We start from the raw sequence: 14415 nt of genomic DNA, 5'->3' as shown, positions 1-14415 counted from the left end.
CAGGAAATGCCAATGCGTTTTGCCGCGATTGCCGACGTCCATGGCAACCATCTCGCGCTGGAAGCGGTGCTCGCCGATATCCGCGCACAAGGCATCGCCGAGATCGTCAATCTCGGCGACATGCTGAGCGGTCCGCTGGATGCGCGGCGCACCATCGACATCCTGATGAAACTGGATGCCGTGCATGTGCTCGGCAATCACGATCGCTATCTGCTCGACCGGCCGCCCGAGGCAATGGGCTCATGGGACCGTCCCGCCCATGCGCAGCTGGATAGCCGGCATCTCGATTGGCTCCGCACGCAGCCGATGACGCGGGTATTCCGCGACCAGGTCTTGCTCTGCCACGCGACGCCCGGCGACGATGAGGTCTATTGGCTCGACACCGTGCATCCCGACGGCACCGTCGCGCTATCGCCGCTGGACCGGATCGAGCAGCTCGCGCAAGGCATCACGCAGCCGCTGATCCTGTGCGCCCACACCCATCTCGCCCGCGCCGTGCGGCTGCGCGACGGCCGGCTGATCGTCAATCCCGGCAGCGTCGGCAGCCCCGGCTATCGCGACACGCATCCGTCCCCGCATGTCGTCGAAGCCGGCACCCCGCACGCGCGCTACGCGATCCTCGAATTCGCCGACGGCGCCTGGCAGGTGACGTTCCGCCATGTCGTCTATGATCACGAGGCGATGGCCGCGCTCGCACGCCGTAACAATCAGCCGGAGCTGGCGCATGCATTGGCGACGGGGTGGATCAGCTAGCGCAGGCGCGTAGCCCGGATGGAGCCAACGGGTCGGCGCGAAGCGCCGCCCGATGACAGGCTCCGCGCAATCCGGGGGCCGACATCACGCATGGAAATCCCGGATTACGCTTCGCTCCATCCGGGCTACGAGCCGGCAATTGCCGATCTTGATATTTATGCAGGCTCGCTTGTTATAAGCAGGCTTGCATAAGGGAGGCGGCGCCATGATTGACCAAGAGGTCTGGCGGAGCGAATACGCGGTCGAGACATCGGCAGGCGCAGAGACGATCTGGAGCATCTTCCGCGATGTGCCCGGTTGGAAAACCTGGAACGCAGGTATCGAGGAGATCGACATCGACGGGCCATTTGCGGCCGGAACCTGGTTCACGATGAAGCCTCCCGGCGAGGAGGCGCTGCGCTCGCAGCTGATCGAGGTCCGCGAGAACGAGTGTTTCATCGACGAAACGCGCGTCGGCGATCTCGTCATCAAGGTCGCCCATCGCATCGAAGCCCTTGGACCGACGCGTACGCGTGTCGTTTACGCCGTCGACGCTAGTGGACCCCAGGCCTCCGAGATCGGTCCCGCTGTCGCGTCGGACTTTCCCGATGTTCTCGCCAGTCTGGCTAAACTCGCCGAAACGAGATCGGCATGACGCGGATCAGTCGCCGAGTAGCCCGGATGGAGCCAACGGGTCGGCGCGAAGCGCCGCCCGATGACAGGCTCCGCGCAATCCGGAAATCGTGCCGCAAGTGACGGCGGCCCCGGATTGCGCTGCGCTCCATCCGGGCTACCGGCAAAACAAAACGGCCGGCTTTCGCCGGCCGTTGCACAAACCTTCTGACGCGACGCGGATCAGACCGCCGACGTGATCCACTGCTGCAGCTTCGCCTTCGGCGCCGCGCCGACCTGGCGCGAGGCCATCTCGCCGCCCTTGAAGATCATCAGCGTCGGGATCGACATCACGCCATACTTCGACGCGGTCTTCGGGCTCTCGTCGACGTTGAGCTTGACGATCTTGACCTTGTCGCCCATCGCGCCGGCGATCTCGTCGAGCGCGGGGGCGATCATGCGGCAGGGGCCGCACCATTCGGCCCAGAAATCGACGACCACAGGACCGTTCGCCTTGAGCACTTCGGCTTCGAAATCGGTATCGGAAACCTTGCCAACGGCCATTGGAGTACCTCGTTCGGTTGAAAGAATCGACGCGACCTGGAATCGCGCCGGGGATCATGGCGTCAACCTATGAACGGCTCCTTGCCGGGTCAAGGACGCTCACGCCGACATGAAGGGATGCCAGCGCCGCGTCCAGCGCGGGGGCTGAAATCTCCATATATTCAAGGGCCTCGGTCCAGAGCAGGACGGCCCGGATCGGCCTTTGGGGATAAAGCCGGGCCAGCACCGCCCGGTACAGCGCAAGCTGCCGGACATAGGCCGCCGGCGCCGCGGCGGCGCTCCTCGGCGCGGCCTGGTTGGTCTTGAAATCGACGATCAGCACCTCATCCGGACGGACGACCAGACGGTCAATCTGCCCCGACACCAGCGCCGGCGGACGACCTGGGCGCTCCAGTCGGCCGGCGATGGCGACCTCGGCCCGGCTGCCGGCGGCAAAGACGGGCGCAAAGCGCGGCTCGGCGATCAGCGCGAGCACCTTGTCGGCCAGCGCGGCGCGGTCGGCCTCGGCCCAGTCCGCGGCATTGCGGGCCATGAAGCCGAGCGCGGCCTCGCGCCGGCGCCCGGCGGCGATGTCCGGCAAGGATTGCAGCAGCCGGTGCACCAGCGTGCCGCGTTGCAGCGCAAGTGCGCGCGACTGGACCGATTCGCCGGTCCGCACGCTGCGGCCCTCCTCGGCGGCCTGGCCCGACGGGCGCACCGGATCGTCGTCGAGATGTTCGCGCGGCGCCGGCGTGCGCAGCCAGGCCGGCAGCGCGACCGTCCGGTCCACCGAGGCCGCCGGCGTGCCCAGCGCCGCGACATCCGCCGGCCGGGCGAATCGCGTCACCTTGCCGAGCGGCGTCTCGACCGTCTGCTTCTCCAGGCCCGAGCCGGTGAGCCCGGTGTCGATCAGGTCGTACCAGCTCAGCTTGCGGACCGTCTTCCTGTTACCCGGCAGGCAGCCGCCGACGATCAAACGGTCAGCAGCGCGCGTCATTGCGACGTAGAGCAGTCGTCGGTACTCGTCCTCGGTCTCCTCGATCATCGCGTTGCGTGCCTCGGCGACCAGCTTCGGATCGTCGGCCTTGCGGCCGGCCCAGACCACCACCTCGCCGCCATTGCCGCGCGGGACCTGGATCAGTTGCAGCCGCTGCGAGTCCGAAGGCGAGGACGTGGTGTCGACCATGAACACGACCGAGGCCTCCAGGCCCTTGGCGCCGTGCACGGTCATCACCCGCACCTCGTCGCGCGAGATTTCCATGTCGCGCTTCACCTCGGTGTCGGCCGAGCGCAGCCAGGCCATGAAGCCTTGCAGCGAGGCCGGCGCCTTGCGCTCATAGTTCAGCGCGAGCTCCAGGAATTCGTCGAGCGCGTCGTTGGCCTCAAAGCCGAGCCGGCGCAGGATGCGCGCGCGACCCTTGTCGCCGCCGAGCAGCCAGGCATAGAAGGCGAACGGCGTCTCGTCGCGCGCACGCGCCTCGCAGGCCTCCAGGCGCCGCAGCGCTATTGCGAACTTCTCGTTTGAGCCCGCATGCTCGCCGAGCGCGCGGCGCAGCGATCCCTTGCGGTCATGGGCAAGCTGGAACAGATCGTCGTCATCGAGGCCAAACAGCGGGCTCTTCAGCGCCACGGCGAGCGCGAGATCGTCCTGCGGCAGCAGCAGCGCATCGGCAAGGTTGATCAGATCGATGATTGCGATGTGCTCGGTCAGCTTCAGCCGGTCGGCGCCGGCGACCGGGACGTTGGCGTGCTTCAACGCCTGGATCACGGCATCGAACGCATTGCCGCGACGGCGCACCAGGATCAGCATGTCGCCATAACGCAAGGGGCGGCGTTCGCCCTCGTGCCCCGTCAGCGTGCCGCTCTCGACCAGCCGCTTGATCTCGGTCTGGATGCGGCGGGCGAGCTTCACCTCGGGGCTGGTGACGGCGACGCCGTCGAACGGCGCGCGCCAGCCCTCGATATCCTGCCGGTCGTCGGCTTCGGCGAGGTCCCACAGCTCGATGACGCTCGGACCCGCGTCGGCGAGCGCATTGTGCAGGGGATGGCCGGTCTCGACCGAATGGATGCTCTTGTAGATCGCGGGCTCGCGAAAGACGTGGTCGACCGCATGCAGGATCGCGGCGCCCGAGCGGAACGAATAGGTGAAGGCGACGGGGTCGAATTTCAGCCCGGCGGCGGTGAATCTGCGGTGCAGCTCGCGCCGGCGCGCATCGAATTCATGCGGTGCCGCGCCCTGGAACGAGAAGATCGACTGCTTCTCGTCGCCGACGGCGAAAACCGTGCGGTTCAGCCCCTCGCGCGCGCCTTCGCCGGCGGTGAACTCGGAGATGATGTGGGCGACGATGTCCCATTGCCGCGGGCTCGTATCCTGGGCTTCGTCGATCAGGACGTGATCGACGCCGCGGTCGAGCTTGTAATGCACCCAGCCCGACGAGACGCGGTTCAGCATTGCCAGCGTCTTGTCGATGAGGTCGTCGTAATCGAGCAGACCGCGCTCCTGCTTCTCGCGCCGATAGTTTGCGGCGGCAGCGGTCGCGATATGCAACAGGGCAGCGGTGCGGTCGCGCACGGTGACCGCGCGGCGCTTTTCGATCAGTCCACCGATGCGTTGCGCCTCGGCCTCGAACAGGCGGGCGACGGACGGATTTTGATCGCAGAACTTCTTGGTCAGCACCGCCTTGCGCGGCAGCTTCTCGTCGGTGAGGAAGACACCGAGATAAGCATCGACCTGTGCGGCGCCGGAAAAGACTTTTGCCTCGCGCAGGCGGCCTGCCTGGTCGTTGTCCGATTTGCTGCCGTCTTCCAGCGCAAAGGCGATATCGTCCCAGCGCGATCGCGGCAGGAACGGACCATCGAGGATATCGTTCTCGACATCCTCGATGCGATCGCTGGCGTCGATGCCCAGCACCGCCGCCATCTCCGCGGCCGCGGCTTCGGCGTTGCCGGCCTGGTCGGTCCAGGCCATGAAATGATCGCGGCTCAGGCAGGCTTCGCGCACGACCTCCTTGAGGGTGACGTCGGCGGCGTTCGCCATCGCGGTCAGCAGCGCGCCGCCGGTGACACTTTCCGGATTGCGCGCGGCCTCCAGCAGCACCTTCAGATTGGCGCGCTCCATCATGTCGGTCTGGTCGCGTTCGTCGATCACGGCGAAGCGCGCCGGCACGTTGGCCTCGAACGGAAACTGCTGGAGCAGGCGCGTGCACAGCGCATGAATGGTCTGCACCTTCAGCCCGCCCGGCGTTTCCAGGGCGCAGGCGAACAATTTGCGCGCCTCGCGGCGCAGTTTGGAATTCGGGTGCGGGATGCCGACCGCGCGGATCGCCGCATCCAGCGCGGCATCGTCCAGCGTGACCCAATGGCCGAGCGTGGTGAACACGCGCTCGGCCATGTTGGCTGCGGCAGCCTTGGTGAAGGTGATGCAGAGGATCTTTTCCGGCGGGACGCCCGACAGCAGCAGGCGGATCACCCGTTGCACCAGCACATGGGTCTTGCCCGAGCCGGCATTGGCCGAGACGAAGGCCGAGGCCGTCGGATCCGAGGCGCGCGCCTGCGTCGCACGCACCGTATCGGGAATGGGACGCGGGGCCTTCACCATTCTTCAATCCCCAGTCCGCCGGCCGCGGACCATTCCTTGATGCGGGCGAGATCGTCATAGGTGCCGTAGCGATTCGTCCACATCGGCAGGTTCAGCGAGGTGTAAGGCTGGTTCTCGTCGTCGAAGGCGCGGATCAGCGCCTCCAGCTTGGCCCGCGCTTCGGCGGCCGCAATGTCCGGCGGCTGCGGCTCGTCGCCCTGCTTGTACTTGAGCTCGAGGATGCGCTCCTCGCCGGGCGGATTGTTGCCGCTGAGGCGGACATAGACGAGCTGGCTCACGGATGCGCCGGCGTCGATGTCGGGAAAGCCGCCCTCGCGCAGGATCGCGGCTTCCAGGGTGAGCTGCGGCGACAGGCCCATGCGGACCTGCTTGCCGGTCGGCGGCTGGCCGGTCTTGTAGTCGAGGATGGCGTAGCCGCCGCCCTGGCGCCGCTCGATGCGGTCGGCGCGGGCGGAGAGCTGGAAGCTGCGCTCATGGTCGAGCCTGATCGAGATCTCACCGCGGGTCTCGGCGGTGATGGCTTCGATCACGTCTCGCCGCGCCGTCTCCCATTCGCCAAACCAGCGCGCGATGCGCTGGAAGCGCGGCCACCACAGCGCCCGCGCCTCGGGCCGCTCCATCAGCGGCGCAAAATATTTTTCGCCGATCGCGCGCAGCACGCGGGCGGGATCGGCGGGCAGGCGCGTTGCATAGCTTTCCGTGAATTCGCCGAGTGCGTCGTGGATCGCCGAGCCGCGATCGGCCGCCGAGAGCGGCATGTCGACGGGGTCGAGCGCGTCGAGCCGCAAAATGTGCTTGGCGTAGATCGTATAGGGATCGCGCAGCCAGTCCTCGATCGCGGTGACCGACATCTTCAGCGGCCGCGTCGCGCGCGGCGGCCGCGGCTCGGGCTGCTTGATCGGCTTGACGTCGTCGGGCTGGTCCAGCGCGCTTGCGAACTGCACATACTGCTCGCCGGCGCGGATCGCCGCCTTCCAATGTGCGTCGCCCGCGACCGCCTCGAGCCGGTGCAGGAAGCGCGAGGCCACCGCCGGCGCGCCGCCGGCTTTCGCGGAATGAGTCAGGATCACTTCATCGGCGCCGAGCAGCTGCGCAAAATCGTGGGCGGAGAGGCCGATGCGGCGCTCCGGCAGATCGAGGCCGAGCTCATGCCGCATCGGCCGGCTCAGCCAGGGATCGATGCGCGGCGCCGGCGGCCAGACGCCCTCGATCAGGCCGCCGACGATGACACGGTCGGCCTGCATCAGGCGCGATTCCAGCGGACCGTAGATATGAAGCCGTGCGCCCGGCCTGTCCCGACGCCGCACCGCGCGATCGCCGAACGCGGTCTGGAAGACGTCCGGATAATCCGGCAGCGGAACCATCAATCCGCTGGTCGTGCCACCGCGCAAGAGATCGTCGAAGGCGCCGGCGAGCGCGAGGCCCTCGCGCTCCTCGAACGCAAGCGAAATGCCCTGCTCATCGCGCGACAGCTCGACCAGGATCTCGCGATGCCGGTGCGCGAGCTCGGCGAAGTCATATGGTTTCGACGAGGCCAGGCTCTCGATCGGCGCCAAGGCGTGTCGCAAGGCATCGATCAGCGCCTGGATGCGATCGAGGTCCTCCGCCTTGAGACGTGCGCGCGGCTCCGCGCGGTGCAAGGCGGAAACCTCGCCGCGCCACAGTTTTGCGAGCTCCTCGCGAAAACGGCCGAATTCGCGCGAGAGGCCTGCCGTGCCCGCAGGAGGCCGCGTGCCGCGCAAGACGGCAAGCTCGAGCCCCTCGATCGCCGTCTTCCACGCGCCCGGTCCGCGGCCGAGCCGGCACAGCGGATGTTTCAGCATCGCGAGCAGTGTCGGCGGCTCCAGTCCCTTGGTCGCCGCCTCCGCCGCGAGGCGCGCAAAGACGCCGGCCGAGGTTTCCATCAACACGTCGCCGCCGGAATCATCGAAAGCGAGGTTCCATCGTGTCAGCGCGGCCATCACCCGCCGCGCCAGCGCGCGGTCCGGCGTCACCAGCGCCGCCGATTTGTCGAGATGCCGCGCCTCGCGCATCGCAATGGCGATCGCAAGCGCCTCCATCTCGGGATTGGGAGATTCGACGACCGCGAGATTCGCCATGCCGGCGGTGATCTTTGCGGCCACATCCGGTTGCTTCAGGCGGTCGTGCCAGATCTCCGTCTTCGCCGATGGCCGCATCGATTCGGATGCCAGCAGATCCCGCCCACCTTCCGCCGGCGGCTGGAGAATATCGACATCGCTGCGCTTGATGCCAAAGCGCTGCAACAACGCGTGCATGGCATAWTGCGGATGGTTCGATGCCGGATGCTCGGCGAACTTGCCGAGTGCATCGCGCACGCCGCCGATGGTTCGCCAGGCGTCCTCGTCGAGATCGGTGTCGAGTCCCGGCAGCACCACCGCGCCATGCGGCAGCGATGCGACCGCGAGGAGGAATTTTGCGGTGGCTGGCATCGAGCCGGTCGAACCGGCCGCAATCACCGGCCCGCGCGGATGCGCGGTCAACCGCTTGGCCTCCGCCGCGATCAGAAGATCGCGCCGCGCCGCGGGCTCGATCCGGTTGATCTCGGCGAGATGGCCGGGCCAGGCGATGCGCGCGATGCGCAGGAATTCGAGCGAGTGCTGCCAATATTGATCGAGCTGGTCAGGCACGAGGCCGTCGAGCGCACTCCAGTCGACGCCACGCGTGACCATGTCGTCGATCAGGCGTGCGAGATCGGAGGCGAGCGCAAGCGTCGAGGCGGGGCCGCCGACCACCAGCGGTGCCAGCACCGGGCCCTTGGCCCAGGCCGCAACCAGCCGCGCCAGCGTCAGCCGCCGGTCGAGCTCGCCGAGCCGCGGCGGAATCTCGAGCGGGGCTGCGCTCGAAAACTGCTCGGCTTCGTCGGCGAAGGCGAGCTCGTCCTCGTCGATGTCGCCGAGCGCGACGATGCGCGGCAGCACCGCCGCGTCCGCCTGCATCTCGTCGAGGAAGATCTCGCGAACGACGCGCATGGCGCGCCGCGTTGGCAGATAGAGCGTGGCGTCCGCAAGCCGCGCCGGCTCGTTGCGCGCCTCGAAGCCGTCGACCAGCCGGCCGTCGAGCAGGCTCGATACGACCGTGCGCAGGAACGGAACTGAGATGGGAACGCTGAAAACGCGCATGGGCTGCCTGATTCGGGATCAGGCGCCAATATAGGGCGGCGGACTCAAATGGATATGGGCGGAGGGGAGATCGTCCCCGCTCTCCCACTGTCATTCCGGGGCGATGCGAAGCATCGAACCCGGAATCTCGAGATTCCGGGTTCGCGCTTACGCGCGCCCCGGAATGACGGGAGGCCTTACGCCACGCTCTCCAGAAACGCCTCTTCCGCCGCGTGCACGGCGTCGGGGGTGCCGACATGCATCCAGACGCCGTCGAGGCGCAGGCCGAACAGCCGCTCCTGCTCATTGGCGCGGTCGAACATCTTCGTCAGCGAGAACTCGCCCGTTGGCGCGCCGGCGAAGATCGACGGCGACAGAATGGCCGCGCCGGCATAGACGAACGGAACGACCTCCTTTTCCTTGCGCTTGCGCAAGGCGCCGTCGGGCAGCATGCCGTAATCGCCACGGCCGCCATAGCCGATGCTGGTCGCGGTCGGCGCCATCAGCAGCAGGATGTCCATCCGCGCCGGATCGAAGTTTTCCGCAAGGCGCGCCAGGTTGGAGCGCACGCCATCGATCCACAGCGTGTCGGAATTGACATGGAAGAACGGCGCATCGCCGAGCAGCGGCAGCGCCTTGACCACACCGCCGCCGGTGCCGAGCACCTGGTCGCGCTCGTCCGAAATGGTCACGCGCGGATGCCGGCGGCCCGCGACGTGGTCGATGATCTGGTCCGGCAAATAGTGCACGTTGACGACCGCCTCGGTCACGCCGGCCTGGCCGAGCTTGTCGAGCACATGGTCGAGCAGCGGCTGGCCGGCCACCGGCACCAGCGGCTTCGGCATCTTATCCGTCAACGGACGCATGCGCAGGCCAAACCCTGCGGCGAGCACCATGGCTTTGGTCGGTTTGACGGACATCCTTCGCCTTTTTCGGACCTTTTGATTTCGCGTTCGCAGCAATCCTAGCACGGGCCTCGGTCAGCTGCACCGAACCTCAACCGCCTTAATCACCCGCCGTGACGTTTGTACGACGGGTGTTGCCATCATGCTCCGACGGCTGTGGAGCGCACTTTTTTCTTTCTGTCGCCCAGCTTGAGGAAATTGACGCCGATCTGGTCGCCATTGACCCAGGCCAGCTCGCAGCGGCGGTAAGCAAGTCCGGTGGACGACAGCAGCAGAAAGAATTCCTTCAGATGGAGGCCTTCGACCGAGCCGTCGATGGTCAGCTTGGCGCCGCTCTCGGAGACGTCCTCCATGGTGCAGTCGCGCCGCCAGGTGCCGTCGATCCCCATCATCTGGGCCGCAATCCCGCGCTCGAAAACAACCCGGCTATTCCCCCGCTGGTCCGTCTTCACCGCCATCTGCCCTGCTCCAGCCCCGTCGTGATCCGGCTGCTCGCCTCCAGAATACCGGCGTCTTGGCTAACAGCCGGTAAATCGGCCTCGAATCAGGATTGGGGCGGCGGGACGTTGGCGAGATACCAATCGCGTAAAGGGCCAAGCGCGGGATGCGCCAGCGAACGCTGGAGATAGGTCCAGATCCGCGGCTGGTGGCGCAGATAATGCGGCTTGCCGTCGCGGCGGTTGAGGCGGGCAAAGGTGCCGAGCAGGCGCGTATTCCGCTGTGCCGACATGATGACATAGAGCTCGGCGAAGCCGGCCGGATCGAAGCTCGCATCTTCCGCGCGGCGCGTCTTGATGTAGCGCGACAGCAGCGTCAGCTCGAGGCTTTCGGGCACGTCGATGCGGGCGTCCTGGAGCAGCGAGACGACGTCGTAGGATTGCGGTCCGAGCACGGTGTCCTGGAAGTCGATCACGCCGACGCGTGCGATGCCGGTGCGCTCCGAGAGCCAGATCAGATTCGGCGAGTGAAAATCGCGGATGATCCACGTCTTCGGCGCCGCCAGCGGCTTCTGCAACAGCTCGCGCCACATCGTGAAAAATTCCGCGCGGGCCGCCTCGCTCAGCGGAGCATTGCGGTCGGGCAGATACCATTCCGGCATCAACCCGATTTCGATCAGCAGCGCCTCGGCGTCGAAGACCGGAATGGCGTAGGTCTGCTCAGCCAGCGGCAGCGTTTCCGGCAGCGTCCTGCCGTGCAGCGCGGCCAGCACATCGGTCGCGGCTTCGTAGCGCGCGGACATCGGACGCGGCGGATCGCCTTCGATCACGCCCTCGCTGCCGAAATCCTCGGTGATCAGGAAGCCGTGGTCGAGATCGGAGTGATGGATCGCGGGCGCGGAGATGCCTTGCGCGCGCAGGCCTTCGTCGATCGCCACGAAGGGTTTGACGTTCTCGGCGAGATGCACCGCGGCGCTGTAGGATTTCCCGCCGTAGACGGCTGCGCCGTCGGGACGCTGCGGAAAGTTCATGAGGATGACGATGCCGTCGTCGCGGATCAGCCGCGCATAGGAACGGGTCGAGGCGTCGCCGGCCATGCGCTCGCGCGTCGCGCCGATGTAGCCGGATGCGTCGAGGAATTCGCGCAGCGCCTCCAGCCGCGCGACCTGGGCTGCGCCCTTGCCGTAACCGGTGATGTCGGCGGCGCGCGCGTTCGAGCCTAGCGCCGGCCGGTGCGTCAGCGCGATGTCGATGCGGTCTTCGGGCATGGCCGACGGCGCCCGCTCCGGCCATTCGATCAGCACGAGCGTGGCGTCCGGCAGCGGCGACAGCCCGATCTCCTCGAGCTCGCTCTCGTCCTCGACGCGATACAGATCGGCATGCATCACGGAGAATGGCGGCAGCTCGTAGCCCTGCACCAGGGTGAAGGTGGGGCTCGGCACCTCCAGCGCCCCGTCGCCGGCGAGATAGCGGATCATGGCGCGCGCCGCCGCGGTCTTGCCGGCGCCGAGATCGCCGGTGAGCGTGATGACGTCGCCGGGTCCGACCAACAACGCAAGGTCGGCCATCAGCTCTGCGGTGGCCGTCTCGTTGACGAGCGCGACGGAGAATGTCGCTGACGTGGTCGTGGGCGCGCTCATTCGGCGGCGTCGCGATGCGCCGCCTGGTCGGTCGGGAAGTCGCAGATCACGACCGTGCCGCTGCCCACGATCGAATCCACCCGCACCTTGCCACCATGCAGCTCGACAAAGGAGCGCACCAGCGACAGCCCGAGCCCGGCGCCGCGATGACGCGAGCCCTGCGAGCGGCTTTCGAACCAGTTGAACACCTTGTCCTTCATGTCGGCGGGTATTCCAGGCCCGGAATCTGTCACGGTGAAGACGACATTGCGGTCGGTTCGGCGCGCGCTGATGCCGACAGTGGAATCCTGTGGAGAGAAGCCGACGGCATTGGCCAGCAGGTTGTAGAGCACCTGCACCACGCGCTTCTCGTCGCCGGTGAAGCTGCCGACATCCGGGGCGATCTCGACCTTGAGGCGGATGCGGTCGGTGGCGAGCCGGTCCTGGATGCCTTCGGCGGCAAGTTCGATGGCCTTGGTGACGTCGACCGGTCCGAGTTCCAGCTTCATCGCGCCGGCATCGATGGTCGCAAGATCGAGGATGTTGTTGGTGAGCGCGAGCAGCGCGTTGGTCGATTTGGTGACGTAGTCGAGATATTCGGCCTGCTTCGGCGTCAGCGGGCCGGTCGAGGGATCGCTGAGGAAGTGGGCGAAGCCGATGATGGTGGTCAGCGGCGAGCGCAGCTCGTAGGAGACGTGGTGGACGAAATCCACCTTCATCTGGTCGGCGGCCTCCAGCGCCTCGTTGCGCTCGCGCAGCGCGCGCTCGACGTTCTCGGTGTCGGTGATGTCCTGGAACGTCAGCATGGTGGCGCCGTCGGGCAGCGGCCGGATCATGCCGTCGAGCACGCTGCCGTCCTTGCGCTCCAGCTTGAGCGGGACGTCGGCACGGTTCTCGATCGACGTGATGGCCTCGCGGATCTGCCGCCAGACGATCGCGTCGTCGAACAGTTGATGGCACCAGCCTTCGACGGTCTGGATGTGCGGCTCGTCGCGCATGGCGTCGCTCGACAGCTTCCACATCCGGACGAAGGCCGGATTGAACAGCTGCGCCTTGCCGTTGCTGCCGAACACCGCGACGCCCTCGGCGAGGCTGTCCAGCGTCTCGCGCTGGACCCGGATCAGGCCGTCGAAGCGGCGGGCGAGCTCGAGGCCTTCGGTGACGTCGTCGAACAGATAGGTGACGCCGCCTTCCGGGTTCGGCGTGGTGACGACGGAGAGCGCGCGGCCGTCGGGCAGGAACCAGGTGTCCTTGGTGGTCTCGACCGCGCGATAGGCCTCGTGCAGCTTGGTTTTCCAGGCGCGGAAGTCCGGTTGCTCCGGCAGTTTGCGTGCGGCGCGGAGCTGGTCGAGCACGCTGGAATCGTCGGGGCTGCCGTCGAGGAAGGTGCGGTCGAGGTCCCACAGCCGCCGGTAGGAATCGTTGTAGAAGGCGAGCCGCCGCTGGCCGTCGAACAGGGCGACCCCGGAGGAGAGCTGGTCGAGCGTGCGGCGATGCGCTTCCGCCATCCGCACCAGCGCCGAGCTCAGCGCGTCGGCCTCGCTGGCATCGATGGCGACGCCGACGCTGCCGCTGCCGACCTTGACGGCGCGCACGTCGTAGATACGCCGCTCGCCGCCGATCACGATCGGCAGCCGCGAGGTGAAGCCGGCGGCGTCCTTCAGGCCGCGTTCCATGGCGGTGCGGTCGGCACTGTCGAGCAGCTCGAGCTTGCGCTGCTGGGCATCGCCGACGCTGGTCGCCTCGGTGGCACGCACATAGGCGGGATTGGCGAAGGTCAGTGCGCCGTTCTCGCCCTTGGCCCAGATCGGCCACGGCGCCGCCGCGGCAAAGCCGCGCAGCATCTCGGTCTCGTCGGAGAGCGCCTTGTAGCGCAGATTGGTCTCGGCCAGTTCGCGGCGCAGGCCCGACAATTCGCGGATCCGGACAATGGCCTGACCGCCGATGGCGCGGCCGATGGCCTCGAGCGTGCGGCCGTTGGCCGTGGTCAGCGTGATCTGGAACCCGTCGCCGCGGTCACGAAGCGCATCGACCGCGTGATCGATCTGGAGCGCCGGTTCCGGCGGCAGCCAGGTTCCGAACGCGAGCACGCGTTGCGGAGACGAGTCGCGCGGCAGCACCATCGAGATGTCGCCGGAAATCTGCGCGCGATTGTCGCCGGCCGGCCAGGAGATCAGGATCTGCGGCTCGGCGAACAGCAGCGCGCCGAAGCGGTCGGCCTGGAGCTGCAGGTCCCCGATCCGCGTCCGCAGCCGCGCCTCGTTCGTCGCCGTGCGCACGCGCGTGCGCATCAGAAGAATCGCAGCCAGGACCGAGAAGCCGAGCAGGGCCAGTGCGGTCGCCAGCACCGCGAGTTCCTGCCGGTTGAAGTCCAGCACGATGGAGAGGGTGTCGACGAGGTCGGCCGCCTCGGCCGGCGCAGCCGGCAGCAACGCCGCGAGAGCACTTCCCACAAGGCCGTCGCGCACCAGGGATGTGCATGACAGCAGCGTCCGACGCATCGACACGATCACGCCTGACATAGTTGCCCCAAGACCGCACGGATTTGCGCGCGGCGACCCCCGTCGCGCGCGAATCAAAGGACAATACCCCCACCGTGACTCCACCGGTAAGAGTCCAGATCGTGAACGCAAACGTAGCCCCACAAAAATGCCGGCCGGGCGGTTCCAACCCACGTAATTCCTCGGGTGATTCGGCTGAAGCTGTCGTGCGTTAGCGCGTCACGCAGATTGGCTGCCACGATGCAGGTGCGCTCCCTCCCCGCTCGCGGGGGAGGGTTGGGGACAGGGTGTTTCCGCAACGGGACAATCCCCCAGAGGAAAGAGCCCTCACCCGCGTCGCTTCGCTCCG

The 14415-nt window shown here is 67.2% G+C and carries 9 protein-coding genes; 2 read left to right on the top strand and 7 right to left on the bottom strand.

All coding sequences use genetic code 11. The annotated features are described in order from the left end of the window. Window positions 1-12: 12 nt before the first annotated feature. Both ACXJMY_RS06825 and ACXJMY_RS06820 read left to right on the top strand, forming a co-directional pair. Window positions 13-753 (top strand): metallophosphoesterase family protein, encoded by a 741-nt coding sequence (locus tag ACXJMY_RS06825; protein WP_456618544.1) that lies wholly within the window; start codon window positions 13-15, stop codon window positions 751-753. Window positions 754-958: 205 nt separating this feature from the next. Then, a complete protein-coding gene (locus ACXJMY_RS06820; protein ID WP_456618543.1) occupies window positions 959-1387 on the top strand; it encodes an SRPBCC family protein in 429 nt (142 codons plus the stop codon). 200 nt (window positions 1388-1587) lie between these two features. Here the strand turns inward: ACXJMY_RS06820 and trxA are convergent, their stop codons facing one another. The 7 genes from trxA to ACXJMY_RS06785 form a co-directional block, all read right to left on the bottom strand. Beyond that, the gene (gene trxA / locus ACXJMY_RS06815; protein ID WP_007598398.1) at window positions 1588-1908 is read right to left on the bottom strand and encodes a thioredoxin; all 321 of its coding nucleotides are present in this window, start codon (window positions 1906-1908) and stop codon (window positions 1588-1590) included. 67 nt (window positions 1909-1975) lie between these two features. After that, window positions 1976-5485: a double-strand break repair helicase AddA gene (gene addA, locus ACXJMY_RS06810; RefSeq protein ID WP_456618542.1), complete on the bottom strand. Its 3510-nt coding sequence runs from the start codon at window positions 5483-5485 to the stop codon at window positions 1976-1978. After that, the gene (addB, locus tag ACXJMY_RS06805; protein ID WP_456618541.1) at window positions 5479-8625 is read right to left on the bottom strand and encodes a double-strand break repair protein AddB; all 3147 of its coding nucleotides are present in this window, start codon (window positions 8623-8625) and stop codon (window positions 5479-5481) included. The genes addA and addB overlap by 7 nt, the downstream gene beginning before the upstream one ends. 176 nt (window positions 8626-8801) lie before the next feature. Continuing rightward, window positions 8802-9524, bottom strand: a complete 723-nt coding sequence (locus ACXJMY_RS06800; RefSeq protein ID WP_456618540.1) for a nucleotidyltransferase family protein — start codon at window positions 9522-9524, stop codon at window positions 8802-8804. A 125-nt stretch (window positions 9525-9649) separates the two neighbouring features. Next, entirely contained in the window at window positions 9650-9967 is a 318-nt protein-coding gene (locus tag ACXJMY_RS06795; RefSeq protein ID WP_456618539.1) for a PilZ domain-containing protein, read from the bottom strand. Between the two features lie 86 nt (window positions 9968-10053). Further along, window positions 10054-11586: a tRNA (adenosine(37)-N6)-threonylcarbamoyltransferase complex ATPase subunit type 1 TsaE gene (gene tsaE / locus ACXJMY_RS06790; protein WP_456618538.1), complete on the bottom strand. Its 1533-nt coding sequence runs from the start codon at window positions 11584-11586 to the stop codon at window positions 10054-10056. Then, window positions 11583-14087, bottom strand: coding sequence for an ATP-binding protein (locus tag ACXJMY_RS06785; RefSeq protein ID WP_456618537.1), 2505 nt, complete (start codon window positions 14085-14087; stop codon window positions 11583-11585). The genes tsaE and ACXJMY_RS06785 overlap by 4 nt, the downstream gene beginning before the upstream one ends. Window positions 14088-14415 lie beyond the last annotated feature (328 nt).

The sequence above is a fragment of the Bradyrhizobium sp. P5_C12 genome, from assembly GCF_054049735.1.
Note: the sequence above shows the minus strand (reverse complement) of the source record. Positions and strands in the feature narration are given on the sequence as shown.

Excerpts from the sequence above, each read along its gene's own strand:
- ACXJMY_RS06825 (WP_456618544.1), top strand. The coding sequence starts at position 13 with ATGCGTTTTGCCGCGATTGCCGACGTCCATGGCAACCATCTCGCGCTG.
- trxA (WP_007598398.1), bottom strand. The coding sequence starts at position 1,908 with ATGGCCGTTGGCAAGGTTTCCGATACCGATTTCGAAGCCGAAGTGCTC.
- addA (WP_456618542.1), bottom strand. The coding sequence starts at position 5,485 with ATGGTGAAGGCCCCGCGTCCCATTCCCGATACGGTGCGTGCGACGCAG.
- tsaE (WP_456618538.1), bottom strand. The coding sequence starts at position 11,586 with ATGAGCGCGCCCACGACCACGTCAGCGACATTCTCCGTCGCGCTCGTC.
- ACXJMY_RS06795 (WP_456618539.1), bottom strand. The coding sequence starts at position 9,967 with ATGGCGGTGAAGACGGACCAGCGGGGGAATAGCCGGGTTGTTTTCGAG.
- ACXJMY_RS06785 (WP_456618537.1), bottom strand. The coding sequence starts at position 14,087 with ATGTCAGGCGTGATCGTGTCGATGCGTCGGACGCTGCTGTCATGCACA.
- ACXJMY_RS06820 (WP_456618543.1), top strand. The coding sequence starts at position 959 with ATGATTGACCAAGAGGTCTGGCGGAGCGAATACGCGGTCGAGACATCG.
- ACXJMY_RS06800 (WP_456618540.1), bottom strand. The coding sequence starts at position 9,524 with ATGTCCGTCAAACCGACCAAAGCCATGGTGCTCGCCGCAGGGTTTGGC.